Below are 23,357 nucleotides of genomic sequence, written 5' to 3' on the forward strand. Positions count from 1 at the left end.
CACTGCCGACGAGCAGTTGATGGCAAAGGAGCAAAAGAGCTTTGAGCAGATGTTGGCTTCGGTGCAGTTGCCGTGACTCGTAGGTCAGCGTCCTGAGCGGAGCGGCGGGTGTTGTTTCCGCCGCGCAGTCGAAGGACGCGGCCACTTAAGGTGCGACTGCTCTCTGCGAGACCCGTACCCTTCGACTTCACTTCGTTCCGCTCAGGGTGCTGGTTGTCGGTATGGAGGGAAATTAGGATGGGGATAAAAAACAGCCGACGGCTAAACCGTCGGCTGTTACGTTTATCAAGTCAAAATAAAGGCTATGCCACTTCTTCCTGCACCACCTGGCCGCCATGTTGCTTGAAGCGGAACGTGATCCGGCCACGAGTGAGATCATAAGGCGAAAGCTCCACCTTCACCCGGTCGCCCAGCAGAATGCGGATGTAATACTTGCGCATCTTGCCGGAGAGATAGGCCAGCACCCGGTGCTTGTTGTCCAATTCCACCGTGAACTGGGTGCTGGGCAGGGCTTCGATCACCGTGCCTTCCACGACTATTTTTTCTTCCTTCTTGTTATTTGTGCCTGCCATATAAACTTTCTACCGCTCCCCCACAAAGAAAAATCGGCTCTGCAACCGCAAACTGCGCGATTCAGGCCGAGTTGCAAAGTCCTGAAAACCTGGCAACCAACCTTACTTACATTGGGCGTGATTATATACCCGCCGAATTAGAGTTGTCAATTAAGGTTTTCTTGTTGCATCAGGGCCAGATTGGCTTACACTATAACCACTGTTGAAGTTTGGTCTTGGGATTTGGGAGTTCACCCATGTTTCTCCTCGCCCTCCGCAACCTGCGCGCCCGCCCCGCCCGCACCATTTTCACCGCCCTGGCCATTGCGCTCGGAGTAAGCCTCATCTTCGCCATGCGCATCGTAGGCGTGGCGATTGACGCCGCCGCCCGCGAGGCCCGCCAGGGCCGGCTTGCGGGAGCCGACCTGGAAGTGGTAGCGGCCAACGGCGCGGATTTCGACCTCTTGCTGGCTGACGACCTTGCCGCTCGGCCCGAGGTTGCCGCCGTTGGCCCCGCGCTCCGCAAGGCTGAGGGGCGGGAGGTAGAGAACGGCGAAACGGCCCTCGGCCAGCCTGCTGCCACGCCTAACATCGGTCTGCAATTGTTGGGCGTTGACCACGAGCGCACGCTCATCCAATACGAACTCATCGCTGGAGAATTCTTCTCTGGGCCGGATGCACTGGAAGTTATCGTGCCGGCCTCGTGGGCCGCGCAAAACGGCGCGGGAGTAGGGGAAACGGTGTCTCTGACGACGGCTGACAAGACGCAGGAGTACATCGTCGTCGGCCTGCTCAAAGAGCGGAATCTGCTCGGCGAGCGGCCCACTGCGTGGATGCCTCTCGAAACCATGCAGGCCGCCTTTGACGTTCCAAGTGCGATCACTACCGTTTACCTGCGCCTCAAGCCGGGCCACAACCGCGAAGAGGCTCGCGAGGCTATTCAAACCGCGCTCGGCCCACAATATATTGTGGTCAGTGTGACCGACACTGCCCGACCGACCACGAGCCTGGAAAACGCTCTGCAGTTCGCAAGCGTCGTCTTGCTTCTCTCGGGCGCTTTCCTCATCTACAACGCCTTCGCCATCACCCTGAACGAGCGTCGCCGCGAAATCGGCCAACTGCGCGCGCTGGGCATGACGCGCGCGCAGGTGCTGGCGCAGACCCTCGCCGAGGCGCTGGTAACGGCTCTGCTCGGCGCGACGGCTGGACTTCCAGTAGGCTACGGGATGGCCCGTTTGCTTATCCTCACCTCCACCGACATCAAAACGCTGACCACCGTGCCGGTTCCGCTCGACGGAGTTCTGCTCGCAGTAGGGGCAGGCCTGGTTGTGACAGTGCTGGTCACGCTCAACCTCGCACGCGAGGCCGGGCGCGTATCGCCACTGGCGGCGCTGAAGGCGAGTGAGCGCGTTCAATTGAAAGCCCCCAGGCGGTGGGGAGGCATTGCCGCGCTGGTGTTGCTCGCCGTATACCCAATCGCGCATGTTCTCACCCTCAATGCCATCCGCGAGGCGTCGAACTTCAACACCGCCGGGGCGCTGTCCTTCGCGCCTCTGGCGTTACTTGCCGGAGCAACCCTGTTCGGCCTGCCCGCTGGCATTAACTTCGCGCTGTGGCTCTTTGAACGCATCCTTCGCTTGTCTTCCCTGCGGGCGGGAGGGATAACACGAGGCGCCGGGGTCGCGGCTCAACTCGCTCTCGGCAGTCTCGCCCGTACCCGCTCACGCGCTACGCTCACCACGGCTACGCTCACTATCGGCCTGATGACTATCGTCGCGCTCTCAGGCGTCACCACCTCGGCAGCAGGCATCCTGGCTACACAGGGCGATGCGCTGGACTTCATGAACCACGACTTCTCGCTGGCGCGCATCTTCAACACTGAGGTCGCCGCGCGGGCGCAGGCGGAGGCCGGCGGGGACACCGTTGCCAGCGCACCGCCTCTCCCGGTCTCGCTCAAAACGGATTTAGAGGCGCTCTCCGCCGAGGCCGAGATGTACAGCATGGGCTCGGTGACCCTCCCCGGTTACATGTACCTGGGCTGGGCCGCCGCCGCCGACATGGACATGTTTCGCGAGGCCACCGCTTTTCAGCCACAGATGGGTTCGTGGGCCGAGGCCGATCAATACTTCGCCTCCGGCCCGGCTGTTACCCTGCCTGAAATTATTGCCCGCCGCAACAACCTGAAGCCGGGCAACACCATTGAAATCGAAACGCTCAAGGGCAAAGTGCCGTTCAAGGTGGCGCTGGTCGGCGGCGCGTTTCCGCTTGTGACGCGCCAGGTGGGCGAAGCGTATTTCAATTCGCACCCTGCCATCTTCTTCATGGATGCGCATCCGGGTGTGGACAAAGAGGCGCTGGAAGCCAGACTCCGCGACCTCGCCCGCAAACATGACCTAGCTCTCACCGTTGACTCGCTGACGGCTTTCAACACCACACTCGAAAGCACCCTCGGCGCGTCCATCGCTCTCTTCGCCGGGCTGACCTCGCTCTCGGGCCTGGTGGCCGGGCTGGGCCTGATCACCACGCTCTTTGCCTCGGTGCTGGAACGCCAGCGCGAACTGGGCACGCTCCGCGCGCTCGGCATGAGCCGCGCGCAGGTGCGCGGTCTGGTGGTGCTGGAAGCCGGATTCTTGGGGTTTGCAGGCAGTCTCATGGGCGCGGTCTCGGGGTTGGTTATGAGTCTGGCTCTCACTCCACTGGCATTGGCGGCCTACTCGGCATTGGTCGGCGTGACTGTGAAGCTAAAAGGCGCGCCGCCTCTGCCGTGGCCGGTGGCCCTCACCGGATTGGTCCTCGGCCCGGGTATCTCCATGCTCGCCGCGCTCTACCCTGCCGACCGCGCGGCCAACGTCAACCCCGCCGAGGCCATGCGCGCCGAGGGTTCGACCGGTTTCCTGAAACCCGCCGCCCACCTCGGCCCCACCGGCCTGCGCGGCCTCGCCGCGCGCGCGCCGCGTGCCGCCAAGCTTTCATTCTCACTCGGCCTGGTCTTTGTCCTCACAATGGCGCTCACCACATATTTCCGCGTCAATTACGAACGCCGCCTGCTCGAAGACAACATGCGCTCTATCCTGCAACGCGGTTTTGATGTGGTCGGCTTCTCCACCCGCACCCAATTGCCTGCCGAGGTCGCCGAACTCACGCCGCAAATCCTGGCCGACTTGCAGAAACAGGCGGATGTGCAGGTGGAGACGCTCGCCGCTCAGCAGGGCGATTCACCCTATGAGTTCACCTTGCGCTACGTCTTCATCGCCGACACGGGCAACAAAGTCCTGCTGGCCAGCGACGCAGCCTACAACGGGCGTGTGTTAACTGAGACCTTCGCGGTGAGCGGCGCGGCGGTCGTCGTTCAACTCACGGATTGGACAGGCGAACGCGCCTTTGAGGCGGCTGTGCCGATTGAGAACAAGAGCGGGAAGCGGCTGGGCATCGCCCGCTTTGGTCTTTCGGCGGAGCCGGTGGACAACGTCATCCGCGACATCATCCAGAGTTCGCTTTTGACGATGGCCGCCGCCCTGGCCATCGCGGTGATTCTGACCATCGTCATCACCCGCCGCGCGCTGGCCCCGATGACACAGATTGCCGACGCCTCTCGCGCGGTGGCTCGCGGCGACCTCGCCCGGCGCGTCCCCGAAACGCGCTGGGATGACGTGGGCCAAATGGCCCGCGCCTTCAACGAAATGGTCAGCGGCCTGAACGAGCGCGAGCGGATGCGCGATTTGTTCGGGCGTTATCTCTCCCGCGAAGTGAGCGAAGCCGTCCTCGCCGGGCGCGTCACCCTCGGCGGGGAGCGCAAGACCATTACCTGCCTCTATGTGGATATGCGCGGCTCGACCTCCTTCGCCGAAAAATATCAACCCGAAGAAGTCATGTCCGCGCTCAACGGTTACTTTGAAGTCATCATCCTCGCCACTGAAGCCCACGGCGGCATCGTCAACCGTTTCGTCGGCGATGAAGCGGTGTGCCTCTTCGGCGCTCCCACCAACTTACGCGACCACGCCGAGCGGGCCGTGCAAGCCGCGCTCTCGATGCGCGAAGGCCTGGCCTATCTCAACCACAAACGCTCCACCTTGAACCTGCCAACGCTGAAATTTGGCATCGGCCTGAACACCGGTGACGTCGTGGCCGGAGCCACCGGCTCCGAAGAGCGGCAGGAGTACACCGTCATCGGCGATGCGATGAACCTCGGGGCGCGCATTCAGGCCTTGAACAAAGAGTTTCCTGCTCACGACATCCTGCTCAGCGAGTTCACCGTTACCGCGCTGGGGCCGGGCGCAGAGCGATATAATTTTGTAGACTTGGGGCCGGTGGAGATTCGGGGCAAGAGCCAGCCGGTGCGGGTGTTGGGGTTAGTGGGGAGAGGGGGGAAATGAAGGAACTGTCGGCGTCAAATCTAATGCCCTATAATCATGGAGGCCTTTGACAATGGATGACACTTACAGCCACTATTCGCCTATCGTCGAGAACTACCGCCGCTATCGGCCACGTTATCCGCAACAATTGGTGGAATGGCTGAAAACCGAATGCGGCCTCTTGCCCACTCACCGGGTGACCGATATCGGCGCCGGAACAGGCCAGTTGACCGAACTGTTCCTGCAGAATGGCAACCCCGTCTACGCGGTTGAACCCAATGCAGAAATGCGCGCGGCGGCGGCGGAACACTTGCGCGGCTATCCCGGATTCACCAGCCTCGGGGCCACCGCCGAAGTCACCACATTAGGTTCCCAGAGCGTGGATTTCATTGTAGTGGGGAACGCGTTTCATTGGTTCAACCACGCGCAAGTCCGCCCAGAATTTTTGCGCGTCCTTCGCCCGGGCGGATGGGTCGTTTTAGTCTGGAATTTAGAGCGGAACAATGGTTCGCCGTTTGCCAAAGCTTTTGAGCAGTTTTGGCAAAAGCATATTGACCCCGCCGCTCGTTTCGCTCGGCTCAGTGAACGCAAGCGTTCCGACTACATCACCCAGTTTTTTGGCCCCGCGAACCTCAAGGAAAAAAGTCTGGATAACTATCAAGTGTGCAATTTTGAGGCGCTAAAGGGGCTTACACAGTCTTTCCTCAAGGCCCCCCAAACAGATGATCCGCGTTATCCGGCGATGCTTGGTGAACTCAAGGCGATTTTCGATCAATATCAAAAAGCGGGGACGGTGACGCTGGAATACGACACCGCGATTTCCTATGGGCAGTTATTGGCCTGAGCGCGCCGCCCAACCCACTAATTTGCAAAACACCCATGTTCCTCTTAGCCCTCCGCAACCTCCGCGCCCGCACCGGGCGCACCCTCTTCACCGCCTTCGCCATCGCGCTCGGCGTGGCGCTCATCTTCGCCGGGCGCATCGTGGGCGTCGCCACCGACGAAGTGAACCGGCAGGCGCGCGTCAGCCGCCTCGCGGGCGCGGATTTGGAAGTCTCGCACAGCACCCGCGTCAACTTCAGCATGCGGCTCATGAGCGAGTTGTTGGCCCAGCCCGAAGTCGAAGCCACCGCACCGCTCTTGCGCGCTCGCCTCGCCGACTCCGACCTCACCCTCCTCGGCGTGGATGTGGCGCAACCCTTGCGCCCGTATGAACTGGTTGCGGGCGCGTTTTTCACCTCGCCCACCGCCGAAGAAATTCTTTTGCCCCTCGGCTGGGCCGCGCAAAACGGCTTGGGCGTGGGCAACACCCTGCCGCTGACCCTGCTCGGTCAAACTCGCAACTACATGGTGATTGGTTTGCTGAAAGAAGATGGCTTACCCGGCGGCCTGCCCGCCGCATGGCTTCCCATCCAAACCCTGCAAACCGCGCTCGCCGCGCCCGACGAAACCACCACCATCCTTGTGAAGTTACAGCCCAACACGCCCACGGCCTCGGCGCGTGAATCTTTGCAAGCCGCGCTCGGCACGGCCTATGTTGTATCGAGTGTCGAAACGGGTGTGATAGATGGCGATGTGGTTCAGCAAGCCCTCACGGGTGCCGCCATACCGTTCGCAGGCGTAGTGATTCTGCTGGCGGGCGCATTCTTCATCTACAACGCCTTCGCCATCACGCTCGCGGAGCGCACGCGCGAAATCGGCCAACTGCGCGCCTTGGGCATGACACGCGGGCAAGTGTTGCGGCTCACCCTCACCGAAGCCTTGCTGGTGGCGCTCGCGGGTTCGCTCGTCGGCTTGCTCCTCGGTTTCGGGCTTGGTGCGGTCATTGCACAACAAGCAGGCGCGGCGGATGTGGGCGTGCCGCTGGATGGCGTTTTGCTGGCGGTGGGGATGGGCGTGGGCGTGACAGTGGGCGTGGTGTTCAATCTTGCGCGGCAGGCCGGGCGTGTGTCGCCGCTGGCGGCGTTGAGCGCGACGATGGGAACGAGTGACACTGGACGCGGTTCGCGTTGGGCCGGAGTCGGCGCAGTGCTATGCTTGATTCTCTTCGGCCTCGCCCACTGGCGGATGCTGAATTACTGGCGTGATTCAACCACGGCCATATCTTGGTTCACGTTCTTCCCGCCGCTAATCTTGGGCGGCGCGGTGTTGTTCGCCCTGCCACTGTTTACCCGCGCCGCGTTGTGGCTCGGCGGGCGCATGAGCGCGCGTTGGAGCGCGAGCACGCGCCTCGCTCTACACACCCTCGCGCGGCAACCCGGGCGCGCCGCCCTCACTACCGTCACGCTCACCATCAGCCTCATGCTGGTGATTTTCCTCGCCGGCATCACGCAAGGCATTGCGGCCTCGTTTGTCGAAAATTACGCCTCGGTCTTTGCAGGTTACGATTTCGCGCTTGGCCGCACGACCAACTCCAACGAGGTTGGCCCGCCGCTCTCGCCCGCCCTGCAAGCCGATGTGGACACGCTGGCCGCTAAGACCGAGATGTTGCGTTACGGCTCCATTCCCGTAGCTGACCCGAACAGCTACCCGTTTGGCGTGGCTTCGCCTTCTCCGGTCTACGTGGGCGACCCCGCCTTCTTCAATCACGCACGCGTGTTCCGCGCCGTGGAAGGTTCGTGGGACGAAGCCGCGCGTTACTTTGCGGCTGGCCCCGCCATCGCCATCCCCGAAATCGCCGCGCGCGTCTACCACTTGCATCCCGGCGATAAGTTGCCGATTGATACCCCCGAAGGCAAAGTATCCTTCACCGTTGCCGTCGTCTCCAACGCCTTCATCCTCACCGCCGAAGATGGCGCGCGCTATTTCCATGTTCATCCCACACTGTTCTTTTTCCGCATCCCGCCCGGCGCAGAGGCCGAGGCCGTGCGCGCCCAAGCGCGCACCATTGCCACCACGCACAAGCTTCAATTTCTTGACGACCTCGACTCGTTCATCTCCAGTTTTCTCGACACCTTCCTCGGCTCGATATTGGCGTTGTTCGGCGGCCTCACGTCTATCTCAGGCATCGTAGCCGCCCTCGGCATCGCCAACACCCTCATCGCCTCGGTGCTGGAACGTCAACGCGAACTTGGCACATTACGCGCGCTCGGCTTCACGCGCGGGCAGGTGCGCGGCCTCGTCGTTATCGAAGCGGGCTTGCTCGGCTTCATCGGTTCGCTCATCGGCGTGTTGGGTGGATTAGCGATGGGCGTGGCCGCGCAACAACTCCTCAATGCCCAATTTACTACGGCGGGATTCGTGCCGCCCAGCGGCTTGCCCCTCCCGTGGGGGATGGCGGCCTTCGCGCTGGTCGCCGGCCCGGCGCTCTCGGTGTTAGTCGCGCTCTGGCCCGCCGACCGCGCGGCCTCGGTGAACCCGGCGGACGCCATGCGCGCCGAAGGCTCAACGGGATTCTTGAAACCGGCCAAGCACCTCGGCCCCACCGGATTGCGCGGCCTCGTCGCGCGCCTGCCCCTCGCCGCCAAGCTCTCCTTCACCACCGGCCTCATCATCGTCGTCACCATCGCCGCGCTCACGGCATTGCGCGTCAACTACGAGCGCCAACTCATCGAAGACAACATCCGCGCCATCTTTGCCCGCGCCACCGAGTTAATGGTGGACTCCAGCAAAAGCCAACTCTCCGCTGACGTCACCGAACTCACGCCCGCCGTGGTCAAAGTGATGTCCGAGCAATCCGGAGCCTCGGCTGATTCGCTCAACCAGCTCTTTCAAGGCGGCAACTCGCCCTACGATTTCACACTCCGCTATGCCTTCATCACCGACGACCACTACAAAGTGCTCTCCAGCAGTCGCGCCGAATACAACAACACCACGCTTACCAACACCGTGTCCCTCGCTGGCTCCGCCTCCAGTGTGCGCCTCACCGATTGGACTGGCGAGCGCGCCTTTGAAGCCGTAGTGGCGATTACAAATCAGGGCGAGCGGCAACTGGGCTATGCGATAATCGGCCTCTCAACCGAACCGGTGGACAACATCACCCGCGACATCGTGCGCGGCTCGGTGGGGATGATGGCCGTCGCCCTCGCCGGCGCCATCCTGCTCACCGTCTTCTTCACCCGTCGCGCCCTCGCGCCGTTGGCTCAAATTGCAGAAGCCTCGCACGCGGTGGCGCGGGGCGACCTCAGCCAACGCATCCCCGAAACCCGCTGGGATGAAGTGGGGCGTGTCGCGCGCTCGTTCAACGAAATGGTCGGCGGCCTCAACGACCGCGAGCGGATGCGCGACCTCTTCGGGCGCTATTTGAGCCGCGAAGTGAGCGAAGCCGTTCTTGCCGGGCGGGTCACGTTCAAGGGCGAGCGCAAGACCATCACCTGCCTGTACGTGGACATGCGCGGCTCGACGGCCTTTGCCGAGCAACACGCGCCGGAAGAGGTGATGGAGGCCCTCAACCAGTATTTCGAAGTCGTCGTTCTGGCCGTCGAGGCCCACGGTGGCATCGTCAATCGCTTCGTCGGCGACGAGGCGGTGTGCCTCTTCGGTGCGCCGACCAGCTTACGCGACCACGCCGACCACGCTCTGCAAGCCGCGCTCTCGATGCGTGAAGGGCTAGCTTACCTGAATCAGAAGCGTACCACCTTGAACCTGCCAACGTTGAAATTCGGTATTGGCCTGAACACGGGCGAGGTGGTGGCCGGAGCGACCGGCTCTGAAGAGCGGCAGGAGTACACCGTCATCGGCGATGCGATGAACCTCGGGGCGCGCATTCAGGCCTTGAACAAAGAGTTTCCTGCTCACGACATCCTGCTCAGCGAGTTCACCCATGCCGCGCTAGGGCCGAAGGCCGACGATTACGTTCTTGCCGATTTGGGGCCGGTGGAGATTCGGGGCAAGAGCCAGCCGGTTCGGGTGCTTGGGCTGGTGGGTAGTAGCCCATGAATGAATTCATGGGCAAAGACGGCAAACACGCTAAAGCGTGTTAGAAGCTGAAAGAAATGGCGGCAACGCGCTTCAGCGCGTTTCACATCCTGGCCGTTGAATTCATTCAACGGAAATGAAAGAATGAAAGGAGAAACAGCATGGCATTCTGGCGACTCTATTACCATTTGGTGTGGGCCACTAAAAATCGCGAGCCTCTCATCCAGCCTCCGGTTGAAAAGCGACTATTTGCTTATATGATTACCAAAGCCGCCGAACTGGAGGCGTATGTTTATGCCGTCAATGGCTGGTATGATCACGTCCATCTGGTGGCCTCCATTCCACCCAAGCACGCCGTGGCCGAAGTAGTCAAGCATTTGAAGGGAGCCAGTTCGCACGACCTGAATCATGCGGGCGGGCTGGAAGGCAGTTTTGCCTGGCAACGCGGCTACGGCGTTTTTAGCCTGGGAGAAAGCCAAAGACCCACAGCCGAGGCCTACGTGAACAATCAAAAACAGCACCACACACAACAGACGACTAACGGCTGGTTGGAACGCTGTGATGAATTGGACGAAGGGCCAGATGACATTGGCCTGCACGTGGACAATGTCCCGCCCATTCTTCGCGAACCGCCAGCCGAGTACCAGGCGTTGGGCGCTATACCTTTCTAGCACTGGAGACTATCATGTCCGTTCTCGAAGCAAATCAAGTGAAGAAGCAGTATCAAATGGGCGAAGTAACGGTGAGCGCCCTCGACAGCGTCAACGTCGTCGTCAACAAAGGCGAGTTCGTCGCCATCATGGGGCCGAGCGGCTCCGGCAAATCCACCCTGCTCCACCTGCTCGGCGGGCTGGACAACCCCAGCGACGGCGAGATTACATTAGCCGGGCAACCCCTGTCACGTCTCAGTGACAACGAGATAACGGTAGTGCGCCGCCGCAAAGTGGGCTTCATCTTCCAGTTCTACAACCTGCTTCCCACTCTCACCGCCGAAGAAAACGTCGGTCTGCCTCTGCTCATTGACGGCCAGAGCCTCGACAAGCACAAAGCCAAGATCGAAAAACTGCTGGGCCTCGTCGGGCTGGCCGACCGCAAACATCACAAACCCGATCAACTCTCCGGCGGCCAGCAACAACGCGTCGCCATCGCCCGCGCCTTCGTCAATGACCCGGAGATTGTGCTGGCCGACGAGCCAACCGGCAATTTGGATTCCAAATCCGGCACAGCCATCCTCGAGCTTCTGCGCCGGACATGCGTCGAACTTGGCGCTACAATTGTCATGGTCACCCACGACCCGCGCGCCGCTTCTTACGCCGATCGGGTGATCTTCCTGAAAGACGGCCAGATCGTGCGCGAGTTGAAAAACGGAACCGTGGCCCACAACATCCAGCCCATCATGGACGTGATGGCCGGATTGGAACTGTAACTCGAAATCTGAGCGCTTAAAATTTCACCACAGAGAACACAAAGCGCACAGAGAGACCAAGACTCTTTGTGAAGTCTCTGTGCGCTCTGTGGTGAATTCTGTCTGCAGAAATTCGTCACCCATGCTCTGGGGAAAACTCCCTCACCTCACTCCGCTTCTCCTCGCCCTGCGCAACATGCGCGCCCGCTGGATGCGGACTCTCCTCACCTGCGCCGGCATCGTGCTGGGCGTGGCCGTCATCCTGGCTATCTCAGTCACCAACGACAGCACCCTCCAATCCATCCGCAACGTCTTCGACGAAGCGTCGGGCAAGGCCAACCTGATCGTGCAATCCAGTTCCGCCGATGGCAAGGGCTTCGACGAATCCATCGCCGCCCGGGTGCGCTCGGCAGAAAACGTAGAGGCGGTCGCCCCGTCGGCCCAGGTCACCACCCTCCTCGCCCGCGACGCCAAAGACTGGCACATCGCCTTCAGCATCAACGGCCAGACCGCAGGCAACACTCTCATGCTTTTTGGCGTGGACGCCGAAGTTGATCCCACTGTTCGCCAATATGATTTGACCGCCGGGCGCTGGCTGCAAGGCGAAGAGTACGAAGTCGTCGTCACCGAAACCTATGCCAACGACAAAACTCTGAGCCTGGGCGACGACCTGGTGGTGCTCACGCCCGACGGCCAGGAGCGGTTGGAAATTGTCGGTCTGGCGCAGAAGAGCGGCGCGGGCCTGCTCAACGACGGCGCGGTCGGCTTCATCCCGCTTTCAGTTTTGCAGGATGCCTTCAGCCGGGGAGCCGACGTTGATCAGATTGACCTCGTCGCCGCGCCCGAGGTTGCCAACTCGCCCGATGCGCTCGAAGCCCTCAAAGAAGGGTTGGCGGCCCGGCTCGGCGACGAGTACGACGTGCTTTACCCGGCTTCGCGCGGCCAGCTTGTCACCCAAATGTTGTCCACCTATCAAAGCGGCCTCTCGTTCTTCTCGGTCGTCGCCATCTTCGTCGGCGCGTTCCTCATTTACAACGCCTTCAGCATGACGGTGCTGGAGCGCACCCGCGAGCTTGGCCTCCTTCGGACGCTGGGCATGACGCGCCTGCAAATTCTGGGACTGGTGCTGGCCGAAGCGCTGGTGCTGGGCCTCATCGGCTCGGTGTTGGGTGTGGGGTTTGGGGTGGTGCTGGCGCGCGGGCTGATCTGGATGCTGGGCGCGGTGGTGGCCACCAGCGTGAGCACGCTCTCGATTCCGCTCGACGGCCTGATCCAGAGTTTGGCCGTCGGCGGCATGGTGACTCTGGGAAGCGCCCTGTGGCCGGCCATTCAGGCCGCCCGCATCTCGCCGCTCGAAGCTCTGCGGGTTCACAGCAAATCGTCGGCGCACATCAAACACACGCTGTGGGCCGCCGGGCTGGCCCTCATGTTCATTGCCTGGGCCTCGTTGTATTACGTTCCCTGGCGGCCCTCGGTTGGCTTCCTCATCGGCCAGTCTTCCATTCTGCTCCTCCTGCTCGGGGCCGCCTTCGTCGTTCCCGTCATCGTCGTGCTCTCCGAACCGATCACGCGTTTCATCTCCGTTACACTCTTCGGCAACGAAGGCATGTTGGGGGCCGGCAACGTGCAACGTTCGCCGGGCCGCACCGCCCTCACCGTCGCTTCGCTCATCATCGGCCTCTCGATGGTCATTGCCAACAGCTCGCTGGCCGCCGCCTTCATTCACGACATCACCGCCTGGGTGGAGACCGCCCTCGGCGGCGACCTGTACGTGCGCGCTCCGCTTCCCATGCGTGAACAGTTCGAGCGGCAGTTGGCGGCCATCCCCGGAGTCGGCGGCGTCACCAAAGTCCGCTACTTCAACGTCAAAGTCGCCCAGTCGCAGCTCCCGCCCGAAGCAACCGACATGGATACCATCTTCTTCGCCGCCATTGATCCGATCACTTATCGCGGCGTGGGCGAGATGCAATTTGTGGCCGGCCAGGGCGACGCCGACGCGCTGTGGCGACGGCTCGGCGAAGGCGACGCCCTCTTCATCTCGACGACGGTGGCCGACCGCTATAACGTGACTCAGGGCGACCGGCTCCGTTTAATCACCGGGCGCGGCGAGCACGACTTTTACGTGGCCGCCGTCGCCACCGACTTCACCGGCCAGGGCAACATCGTCACCGGCTCGTGGGCCGACATGCGGCGCTGGTTCGGCAAGACCGGCGTGGATCGCTTCACCCTCAAGCTTGCGCCCGGCTACACCACCGAGCAGGTCCGGCAGGCCATCGAAGATCGCTACAAAGAGTCGCGCAACATTTCGGTGGAGACCACCCAGGAGTTCAAGAAGAAGATTCTGGATCTGTCGGAGCAGTCGTTCCGGCTGTTCGACGTGCTGGGGCTGATCGGAATCGTGGTGGCCGCGCTGGGCGTGATCAACACCTTGATGATGAACGTGATCGAGCGCCAGCGCGAGATTGGCGGCCTGCGCTCGCTGGGCCTCACCCGCTGGCAGACGACGAAGATGGTGCTGGCCGAGGCGGCTACCCTGGGCGCGATTGGCGGCGTGTTCGGCCTGGGCTTCGGTTACGTGCTGTCGCAAATCTTCGTTTTGGCTCTCAACACCCTCAGCGGCTACGACCTGCAGTATATCTTCGCCCTCAGCACGTTTATTACCGGAGCCGCTATCGCCCTCGTCGTCTCGCAACTTTCGGCCCTCTACCCGGCCTGGAAGGCGGCGGGGGTGAACATCGTGGAGTCGATCAAACACGAGTAGAAAAATCCCAAATCCCAAAGGCCAAATTCCAATTCAGGAGTGTAAATGTCTCGTTCTCGCATCATTATCGGTATCGTTGTTGTTTTGAGTCTTTCGGCGCTCGGTTATTTCGGTTACCAGAATTTCCTGGCCCCCGCCCCGCCGACCCCGACCGCCGCCGTTATTCAGGCGCAAGCCAGTTCGCCCGCTGTCGTTTCAGCAGAAGGCAAGATCATCCCGGCCCGTGACGCCACGCTGGCCTTTCGGTTAGCCGGCCGTGTGGCTGAGGTCCTGGTAAAAGAGGGCGACGCCGTGAAGAAAGATGAGGCGGTGATCCGGTTGGAGGCCGCCGATTTGCAGGCGGCGGTGGCCCAGGCCGAGGCGGCTCTATCGTTGGCAAAGGCCAACCGCGATGCAGTGCTAGCCGGGGCGCGATCACAAGAAGTCGAAGCCGCCGAGAAACAGTTGAGCGCGGCCAACGCAACCGTCGCCCAGGCCGCGGCTCAACTGGCGCAACTGAAAGAGGGCGCGACGCAGGATCAGATTGCGGCGGCAGAGGCGGCTATTGCTCAAGCCGAGTCGGCGCAGAAGCAGGTGCAGATCGCTTACGACAAAATTATCGAGAACATCAAGTTTCTAGCCGGGCCGACGGAAGAGCAGACGCGCTTTCAACTGAACGCGGCCAACGAAAACCTGACCGCCGCTCAAGCCGCGCTCACGCAACTGCAAGCGGGCGCAAACGGCGAGTCCATCAAAGCCGCACAGGCCGCAGTGTGGGCCGCCGCTTCGCAGAGAGACGCTGTTGAGGCGCAACTTGATCTGCTTAAGGCCGGGGCGAGCGACGAGCAAAAGGAAGCCGCCGAGGCCCAGGTGGCTCAGGCCCAAGCCGCTCTCGAAGCCGCCCAGGCGCAACTGGCGCAGACCGAGCTTCGCGCTCCGTTTGCCGGAACGGTGGTCAGCTTGAATGTTGAAGTAGGCGAAGTGGTTGCGCCCAGCGTTCCGGCGCTGGTGCTGGCCGACTTGTCGCACTGGCAGGTGAGGACGAACGACCTTTCGGAGACGGACGTGGTGCTGGTGCAACCCGGTCAGGCCGTCACGATCACCCTCGACGCTTTCGCCGACCAGACCTTCAGCGGCACGGTCGCCGAGATCGGCTCACTGGCCGAGACCAACCGGGGCAACACGACCTACCCGGTGACTATCCAGCTCGATGCGACTGATGTGACTCTGCGCTGGGGAATGACGGCGTTTGCGGATATAAACGTTGAGAAGTGAGAGGCAAAGAACCAATATGGTCTTCCTTCGCCTCCTCACTTTCCTCGTCGGCCTCTACATCATCTTCGTCACCCTGCGCTCGGTCGTGCGCACCTTTTTGTTGCCGCGCGCCGCGCCTGACCCCGTCACGCGCATCGTGTTTCTCGGCTTGCGGCGCGTGTTCGACGCCCTGATACGCCGGATGAAGACTTATTTGCAACGCGACCGGTTGCTGGCCTATTACGCGCCCGTCGGTCTGCTCATTCTGCTGGCGACGTGGCTGGCCATTATTGCTATCGGCTACACACTCATGTTCTGGGCGCTGGAGGTGCAAATCCCCGGCCTTAACTCGTGGGAGGCGGCCTTCACCGTGAGTGGGTCGTCACTGTTCACCCTCGGCACGGCCACCGTCGAAACCCTGCCCCAGAAAATCGCCACCTTCACCGAAGCCGCCATCGGGCCGCTCTTGATCGCTTTATTAATTGGCTACCTGCCCACGATCTACGGCGCGTTCTCCAAGCGCGAGGCGCTGGTCAACCTGCTGGAGATTCGGGCCGGGTCGCCGCCATCGGCAGTGGACTTGATCGTGCGCTATCACCGTTTACGGCGGCTGGAGGAGATTCAGGAGATGTGGGTGCCGTGGGAGGCCTGGTTCTCGGAACTGGAAGAGACGCACACCTCCCTGCCCATGCTCAACTTTTTTCGCTCACCCATCCCTGAACATTCGTGGGTGAACGCGGCCGGCGCGGTGCTCGACGCCGCCGCCCTCGTCGTCTCGACGGTGGACATTCCGTTCGACGTGAAAGGTCCGCTGTGCATCCGGGCCGGGTACACCGCCCTGCGCCGCATCGCCGACTACTTCCGCATTCCTTACAACCCCGATCCCAAGCCCGACGAACCCATCAGCGTCACCCGCGCCGAGTTCGACTTTGCCTGCGAGCAACTCACGCTTGAAGGCGTGCCGCTCAAGCCGGATCGCGATCAGGCCTGGGGCGACTACGCCGGCTGGCGGGTGAACTACGACACGGCTTTGCTGGCCCTTGCCAAACTCACCGCCGCCCCGCCCGCCCCCTGGACTTCGCCCGAACTGCGCGAACAGCGCCGCCCGCCGCTTAGTGGCCGGGGAAGTTGAAGCGGTTGGTCAATACTTGAAGGGATTCTTGAGAACGGCGGGCCTCACCTGCGCGCCGGAGCGAAGCGGAGGCGCGTCAGGTGCAGGCCGTGTTAGCCCGCAGCCTTTGTGTCTTCGTTCATCATCTTCAAGAACAAATCTACTGCCTTTGGGTCAAAATGCGTTCCGGCGAGTGAGCGGATGTGCTGCAGTACTTTTTCTTCGGGCCAGCCTGCGCGATAGGGCCGGTCAAAGCGGAGCGCATCCCACACATCCACTACGGCGAAGATGCGTGCCGCCAGAGGAATCGCCTCACCCTTCAAGCCGCGCGGGTAGCCTGTGCCATCCCACTTTTCGTGATGGCAGTAAGGAATGTCGAGCGCCGGACGCAAATAGGCAATTGGGGCGAGCATGTCGTGGGCCAATTGTGGGTGCAAGCGCATGGCTTTCCATTCGTTGTCAGTCAGCTTGCCAGGCTTAAGCAGAATGGCGTCGGGTACGCCCATTTTGCCGATGTCGTGCAGCAGCGCGCCACGGCGGACGTGGACGATCTCGGCCTCACTCATGCCTATGGCCCGCGCCAAACGCACCGTCATTTCTGTGACGCGCCGGGTGTGTCCCTCCGTCTCTTTGTCGCGCAAGTCCAGCGCACGCGACCAGCCTTCGATGGTGTTGTCGTAGGCAAGGAACAGATCGGCGTTGGCACGTTGCATACTATCGAAAAGTTGAGCGTTGTTCACCGCGATAGCGGCTTGCTTGGCGAGGGTTTCGAGGAAGTTCAACCATTCGGGGTCCGGTCTGATGAGGCTGCGTTGGAAGATTTCCAGCACCCCCTCTATTTGTCCTTTGGCAACCAGCGGCACGGCGTAATAAGCCACAAAACCCTCCGCCGAGAAGTGGGGTGCTCGCAGGAAGTCGGTTTTTTTTCCGCGCATATCTGGGATGTTGAAGACGCGCCGTTTCAGGGCCGCCTGGCCGGCGTAGCCCTCCCCTAGCCGCAAGTTGGTAGATTTCAATGTATCGGTGCGAAAACCACGCCCGGCGGCGTATGTGAGTGTTAGCGAGTGTGGGTTGAGCAGGAGCACGCACACAGCGTCTATACCTAATTGGGTTGCGGTCTGTTCCAGTATCACGTCCAGCACCAGTGCCAAGTCGAAACTTCCGATGATGGCGTCGTCGATTGCACGGAGAGCAGCCAATCGTCGCAACTGGCCCTGAATCCTTTCTTCCGTTTGCTTACGCTCGGTGATGTCGCGGAATGTTACGACGGCCCCAACCACTTGCCCGGCCTCTTGAACAGGTGTGCTGGTAAATTCGACCGGCAATCCGCTGCCATCTTTCCGCCAGAAATACTCCTCGCCGTGGTGGTTGCTTCCATCCCGTAAAGTTGCGTAAATAGGGCATTCCTCTGCGGTATAAGACGTACCGTCGGGCCGAGCGTAATGCCAAAGGGTATGACTGTGACGGCCCATTAATTCGTCCACCGCATAGCCCAGTGTTTTCGCCGCCATCAGATTGACAAAAGTGTGATCACCTTCCGCGTTCAAGCCAAAGATGCCTTCACCAGCCGCTTCCAAAATCAATTGAATCTGGAAGTCAAGGCGTTTTGCCTCTTCTTCCGCCCGCTTGCGCTGCCGGATGTCGGTCATGACACCTTGAATGCCCGTGAGTTTATCATCCACGACGATCCGCTTACTGGAACTGCGGACCCAGAAGTAATCGCCATTTTTCGCGCGGACGCGATATTCCGAAGGTGCAATCTGCCCTTCAAGGACTCTGGCATAGTTACTTGCAACGTGCGCCAAATCATCCGGGTGCACAAAATCGGCGAATTGGGAGCCGAGGAGATCAGAGGCCTTGTAGCCAGAGAGATGTTCGTGAACTGGACTTAGATAGGTTAGTGTTCCCTTTGAATCAACCGTAAAAATCACATCCGGAATATTTTCCACGAGGTCGCGGAATTTTTCTTCCGATATGCGAAGCGCCTCCTCCGCGCGCTTGCGTTCGGTGATGTCGCGCATGACTGCGCAGATGACCTCGCGCTTGCCGTAGGTGATGACGCTCGCGCTCGCCTCGACGTACAAAGTCCCGCCGTCGCGGCGGCGCACCCGCTGTTCACCCATATCCGCGATGCGCTCGCGGACGATGCGCGCGTGAATGTCGGTCAGCGTTTGCCGTTCCGCGTCAAAGACGTCGTAAAAGGTCAGCGCGCGCGCCTCGGGCGCGTCACTGCCGAGCAGTCGACGAAAAGCCACGTTCGTCTCGACCACGCGCCAAGTGGCGGCATCGTACAGAAAAATTCCTTCGGCCGCTTGCTCGATGACCGCCCGGTATCGCTCTTCGCTCTCACTCAATTCCCGCTGCGAGCGGGCGAGCCGATTCAAAACGAGATGAGCAATTCCAATGAAGAGGATTCCAATGCCGATTGACACCAGTGTGAAATAGCGGATCGCGGCTTGGCCTTGCTGAAAAACATCGCGCGTTTCGTCGATGCGGAGAATGACCGCAGGTTTCCCAGAAATATCATTGATGCTCGCATAGCCATTCACGATTTTCTCATTGACATTTTGGACGAAAAGCGGATTGGCATCGGATAAATAGCTCGCCGCGATTTGGAAATCGTCCGGCAGAGGAAGTTGGTCGATCCGCTGAAAGGTGAGAGAGAGCTGAATCATCGCGGACATTTCGCGCGCTTCGGAACGATCCAGATAGTGCCCAAAGATGAGTGTGCCGCGAATGGGTCCCTTGCCTTCGCTCGTGACGATGGGGCGCGCCGCAATCATTAGGGGGTTTTCGCGGAGCAAGAGGATTCCGGTCAGCCAGCTGTCGGGGTTTGTGTTTTGCAGAATCGCGTTGAGAGCTTTCCGATCGGCGAGGAAATCTTCCACGCCCTTGGGAAGCGGTATTTCAACGCTTTGCGCCAGATCAACTGCTCTGCCTAGAACCAACTTGCCGTCCGGCTGTAGAAAAAGCATCAGATCAACGTCGAGGTGCTGGAGCGCCAGAGCGGTAACGTCGGTTTTGGCAAATTCCGGATTCTTGCCCTGAACGAACTCGTAGGCAGCGTCCCAGGTTGCCCAATCGGCGGCTTTGCTGTTCAACCCGTCGAGATCACTTGCGAGAGTGTTCAAGACGCGGCTAAGGTCGCGGCGAACACCCTGCTCTTCGAGTGCGGCATAACTGCCGCTTACAATCGTCTGCGAGATGACATTCAGAATTCCGATGAGAACAGCCAGACCAAAAATAATGGCAACAAAAGGACGCGATTGTCTTGTCATTCGAAACGCCTCTAGTTTTTCTTCAGCCCCGCGATGCTTGCCATCAAGCGTTTGACCCCTTTGCCCACAAACGCGACTTCAACTTCTTCGTCATCCCCGACCCTTTTGCTCGAAATGACCACACCGCCGCCAAAGCTCGCGTGGCGGACGCGATCGCCGGCTTTGAATTGCAGTGTGTTGCTCACGCGGAATGATTCGCGCGTGCGCGTATGTTCGCGATTCCGCGTGCTCGCGTGCGCTTCGCGGGTTGCGTGTGGCGGTGATTTGGAATTGCCCGCGACGAGCTCACGCGGGATGGATGTCGGACAAAAAACGCGACGGCTCGCTCGGCGCGAGGTCGGCGTTGGTCAGATCGAAACCGAGCTCGGCAGCAACAGCCATTTTTCCTCCGACTGTAGATATAAGTTGCCCTGATTTTGATAGGCGGGCTAACATATATTAACCGGAAATGCAGAGTTTGCCCCTATAGTTGACGCTCACCCTCTATTAGCGATACATTTCACAACAGGATAGAGTTGAGGTTGGCGAGGTTTGACCGGCAATAGCCAGCCTGACGGAGGCAGATATGATTAGCTGGGAAATGGCAACCATCTTGATCCTGCTGGCGTTCATCCTGGGATTGATGACGGCGATCAAGTTATTGAAAGCGTAGACGGCTTGTCGTTGACCCTGGTTTCTAACCCATCATCGGCTCGCCCGCCAGAATCGGGTCAACGCCGCGATCCATTTCCCAGGGGTAGACGATGAAGGCGTCGGTGACGGCGGCATAGTAGCTTGGCTCGGCTTTGGTGAACAGCGAGCGATAGGGGTTGTAGTGGAAGACGCACATTTCGGGGTGGCCCCCGGCCCCCAGCACCCGGTCTTTCACCGCCGTGATCGTCCGACCCGATCCCCACACATCATCCACCACCAGCGTCCGGCGGCCCTGAAGCAAGTGCTCGTCAGGGAATTGCAGGAACTCAGGCCATGCGGCCAGCTTGGCCCCCGGCACGTTCACTTCTGTGAAGCGCACCGCCGCTGTCAGAATGTGGCGGAGGTCGAGGGCCTCGGCCAGCAGGCCGCCCGGCACAATGCCGCCGCGGGTGATCATCACCATCGAATCGAACCGCCCCCGGAACTGCGGCGTGAGGGTGTCTACCAGTTTGTCAACGTCTTTCCAGGTGAGAATTTCCTGACGCATATTACGTTCCTAACACTGCCGCCAGCGGGGCGGGCGCTTGCACACTCTCGGTTGACTGGCCGGTCGCTTGCGCCTTCTCGGCGTCACGCGCCCAGATGAAGAGGCAGGTGTGATAGGCCGTGCCGATGTACGACGTGAACACGGTGACGACGGCGACGACGACGGCAAAGACAATGACGGCCACCACGATTCCGGCAATCAGCCCGGCGCTACCCAACGCGCCCAACCCGGCGGTGACGGCCACCCCGAAGATAATGGCCGCGGCCACCAGCAGGAAGCTAATGAGGCCGGTGATGAAGTTCACGCCCACGTAAGAGACGGCCACCAACAACAGATTGTTTTTGATCAGGTACGTGGCCCGCTTGAGGGCGTTCGGCAGATTCAGGTCTTCGATGATCATGGCCGGCAGGACGAAGTAAGTGGCCGTCGTCCACACCGTGTTGAGGATGTTGGCCACAATGCCGCCGATGAGGTTGCGGCGGCCATTGCGCCCGCGCAGGGCGTTCTCCACCATCTTCACCACCGCCGAGGCGGCGGCCAGGCTCATGATGTCCAGAATGTCGCGTTTGATGATGTCCCAGGCCTTGTCCATTCGTCCGTCGCCTTCCGAGAGAAAGCCGTAGATCAAATAGACCGTCATGCCGGAGAAAACGTAGGAGACGGTGTACTGGGCAAAGAGCATGATCGCGCCCAATACGAACAGCACGCCCCGGCCAACAAAGTTGCTCTCGCCGCCGAACAACAGCGCCGCCCCGATCAGCGGAATGGCAAAGATGAAGCCGACGATGGCATTGACGAACAGTGAGATGATGGAGGGTTTGATCAGATCGCGGTCTTTGGCCGCCATTGAAATGGCCTGCTTGAGAAAGCCCCACCCCCGAGTAATTGAGTCGAACATATGATGCGCCTCCGTGAAAGAATTTTCTTGCCGCTCATTTTACTGCCGATTCCGTCAAACGAGAAACGTCAAAGTCAAACGACAGGCACAGCCCGCGAACAACGCGCGAGCGTCAAACGTCAAAGATACTTTGTCGTTTCATGGTAACTGCTCAGGCTATCTTTGCAAACCGCCCAAGAAATCCGCAGATTTCGCAGATTGACACAGATTTCCTTCTGCGAAAATCTGCGTAATCTGTGGATAAATCAGGATGGCTGAGCAGTTACGTTTCATGAGGCAATTCTGCCAATCAACACCCAGGGTTTGCCATTCACGTGCGTCAGGAAGAGGATGCGTTCTTCGTCGCCCTTGAGTTTGAGCGAGCGGGCGAAGTCATCCACGTCGAGGGGCGAGCCGCGCTTTTTGACGGTGACGTTGCCCACGTTCATGGCTCGCAATTTTTCGCGCAGGCGCTTTTGCGAAAACGGCATGGCGGCTTCGATGACGAAAGCGCGGGCGAAAGGCGTGGACACCAGCGAGTCTGAGGTGAGGTAGGCAATGTCGGGATCGAGTTGGTGAGCGCCGATTTGGCCGGCGAGCGTCGTCACCAGCCCGGCGCGGAGGATGGCGGGGTCGGGTTCGTAGAGGAAGGACAGTGGGGAGGACAAAGAGGGAGAAGGAATTGGGGAGGTTGAAGGTTTCAGTGAAACAGGAGGATTAGAGGAGTTGAGAATTGTGGCGCGGCGGGCGGCGGTTTTGAGGGGGCCGAACCAGAGAGTTGCTTCTTTGAGATCGCCGTCGAGCGAGACGAATTCAACTTCGCAATCGTAGTCGGCCAGTTCGGCCAGGTTGACTCCGGGCGAGATTTTGACGCCGAGGGGTTTGGGCAACCAGGAGTTGATCAGCGACAAGGGCGGGCGATAGTCGCGCACGGAAAAGAGGCGGCGGCCTTTCACCCTTCGGCCCGGATCGAAGAAGTAAGCGTCGGTTTGAGGGGGCGGTGTCTGGGTAAGGTCGGCTTCTACGAAGTTGGCGTGCAGATCATAAGCGGCCAAGTTGGCGCGGGCGAGGGCGAGGTGGAGAGGGGCGATGTCCACGGCAAAGGTTTGGCCCCCACCCCTAACCCCTCCCCCGCTTTGCAAGGGAGGGGCAGCAAGGCCAATCGTGTCGCCGCCGAGGCCGCAACAGAGATCGGCCACGCGAGTGAACGGCGCGAAGCGCCGGGCGCGGTAGCGGCTGACGATCTCGCTCGAGGCCATTTCCAGTGCGGGGCGAGTGAAGTACATCGAGCCGGCGCGTGAGAATTTGGCGCGGGCTTTGTTTCGCAGAATGACGGTTTCGAGCGCGGCTTTTGCCAGTTCGGCAGGGAAACGCTTTTGCAGTCTGGTGAGGCAGGCCAGAAAGGATTCTTCGGTGGGGGCGAGATCAGCCGCCCCGGCAATGGCGGCTTGACCGTTGAGAGTGAGGAGCGTTTGAAATGTGGCGAGGTCCAAGCCGATTATATTGGAGCTTGTTCTAAAGTTTCGCCGCTTTCACTAGCCGCAAAAGCTCCTCAAACTCTTCGCGGAAGAAATGCAACGTCACCTTGTCAAGCTCGACGTGATAGGTGGTCTCGCCGTCAAATTCTTCGGCGACGTAGATAACATAGTTCTCGGTTTCGGCCAGCACGTTGGTTTTGGAGTCGTCGTTGGACATGGCAATTACGACGACAGACGACGGACGAAAGACGAATTCATCGTCCTTCGTCTATGG

At 60.6% G+C, this 23,357-nt stretch carries 14 protein-coding genes and 1 pseudogene; 8 read left to right on the forward strand and 7 right to left on the reverse strand.

Annotated features, from left to right (window positions below; translation table 11 throughout):
* Positions 1–302 precede the first annotated feature (302 nt).
* Positions 303–572, reverse strand: coding sequence for a translation initiation factor IF-1 (gene infA / locus HYZ49_07250; protein ID MBI3242072.1), 270 nt, complete (start codon positions 570–572; stop codon positions 303–305).
* 236 nt (positions 573–808) lie between these two features.
* Between infA and HYZ49_07255 the strand changes: the two genes are divergently transcribed.
* The 8 genes and pseudogenes from HYZ49_07255 (at position 809) to HYZ49_07290 (ending at position 16,291) form a co-directional block, all read left to right on the forward strand.
* Positions 809–4,924 carry an FtsX-like permease family protein gene (locus HYZ49_07255; GenBank protein MBI3242073.1) on the forward strand — a complete coding sequence of 1,372 codons (4,116 nt, stop codon included), beginning with the start codon at positions 809–811 and terminating at the stop codon, positions 4,922–4,924.
* 52 nt (positions 4,925–4,976) lie between these two features.
* Positions 4,977–5,747 (forward strand): methyltransferase domain-containing protein, encoded by a 771-nt coding sequence (locus HYZ49_07260; GenBank protein MBI3242074.1) that lies wholly within the window; start codon positions 4,977–4,979, stop codon positions 5,745–5,747.
* 35 nt (positions 5,748–5,782) lie between these two features.
* Entirely contained in the window at positions 5,783–9,781 is a 3,999-nt protein-coding gene (locus tag HYZ49_07265; GenBank protein MBI3242075.1) for an FtsX-like permease family protein, read from the forward strand.
* A gap of 140 nt (positions 9,782–9,921) precedes the next feature.
* Positions 9,922–10,347 (forward strand): annotated as a pseudogene (gene tnpA, locus HYZ49_07270) (IS200/IS605 family transposase).
* Positions 10,348–10,445: 98 nt separating this feature from the next.
* The gene (locus HYZ49_07275; GenBank protein MBI3242076.1) at positions 10,446–11,186 is read left to right on the forward strand and encodes an ABC transporter ATP-binding protein; all 741 of its coding nucleotides are present in this window, start codon (positions 10,446–10,448) and stop codon (positions 11,184–11,186) included.
* A gap of 121 nt (positions 11,187–11,307) precedes the next feature.
* Entirely contained in the window at positions 11,308–13,926 is a 2,619-nt protein-coding gene (locus tag HYZ49_07280) for an ABC transporter permease (protein MBI3242077.1), read from the forward strand.
* 45 nt (positions 13,927–13,971) lie between these two features.
* Entirely contained in the window at positions 13,972–15,180 is a 1,209-nt protein-coding gene (locus HYZ49_07285; GenBank protein MBI3242078.1) for an efflux RND transporter periplasmic adaptor subunit, read from the forward strand.
* Positions 15,181–15,196: 16 nt separating this feature from the next.
* On the forward strand, positions 15,197–16,291 hold the full coding sequence (locus HYZ49_07290) for a hypothetical protein (GenBank protein ID MBI3242079.1): 1,095 nt from the start codon (positions 15,197–15,199) through the stop codon (positions 16,289–16,291).
* 92 nt (positions 16,292–16,383) lie between these two features.
* On the opposite strand, the gene HYZ49_07295 is transcribed toward HYZ49_07290, so the two are convergent.
* The 6 genes from HYZ49_07295 to HYZ49_07320 form a co-directional block, all read right to left on the reverse strand.
* Positions 16,384–19,548: a PAS domain S-box protein gene (locus HYZ49_07295; GenBank protein ID MBI3242080.1), complete on the reverse strand. Its 3,165-nt coding sequence runs from the start codon at positions 19,546–19,548 to the stop codon at positions 16,384–16,386.
* 11 nt (positions 19,549–19,559) lie between these two features.
* On the reverse strand, positions 19,560–19,733 hold the full coding sequence (locus tag HYZ49_07300; protein ID MBI3242081.1) for a hypothetical protein: 174 nt from the start codon (positions 19,731–19,733) through the stop codon (positions 19,560–19,562).
* A 491-nt stretch (positions 19,734–20,224) separates the two neighbouring features.
* Positions 20,225–20,728, reverse strand: a complete 504-nt coding sequence (locus HYZ49_07305; GenBank protein MBI3242082.1) for a phosphoribosyltransferase — start codon at positions 20,726–20,728, stop codon at positions 20,225–20,227.
* A gap of 1 nt (position 20,729) precedes the next feature.
* Positions 20,730–21,626 carry a hypothetical protein gene (locus tag HYZ49_07310; GenBank protein ID MBI3242083.1) on the reverse strand — a complete coding sequence of 299 codons (897 nt, stop codon included), beginning with the start codon at positions 21,624–21,626 and terminating at the stop codon, positions 20,730–20,732.
* A gap of 269 nt (positions 21,627–21,895) precedes the next feature.
* Entirely contained in the window at positions 21,896–23,098 is a 1,203-nt protein-coding gene (locus tag HYZ49_07315) for an SAM-dependent methyltransferase (protein ID MBI3242084.1), read from the reverse strand.
* Between the two features lie 22 nt (positions 23,099–23,120).
* Positions 23,121–23,300 carry a hypothetical protein gene (locus tag HYZ49_07320; GenBank protein MBI3242085.1) on the reverse strand — a complete coding sequence of 60 codons (180 nt, stop codon included), beginning with the start codon at positions 23,298–23,300 and terminating at the stop codon, positions 23,121–23,123.
* Positions 23,301–23,357 lie beyond the last annotated feature (57 nt).

It is taken from the genome of Chloroflexota bacterium (genome assembly GCA_016197225.1).
In the GTDB taxonomy this organism is placed as follows: Bacteria; Chloroflexota; Anaerolineae; order Anaerolineales; family VGOW01; genus VGOW01.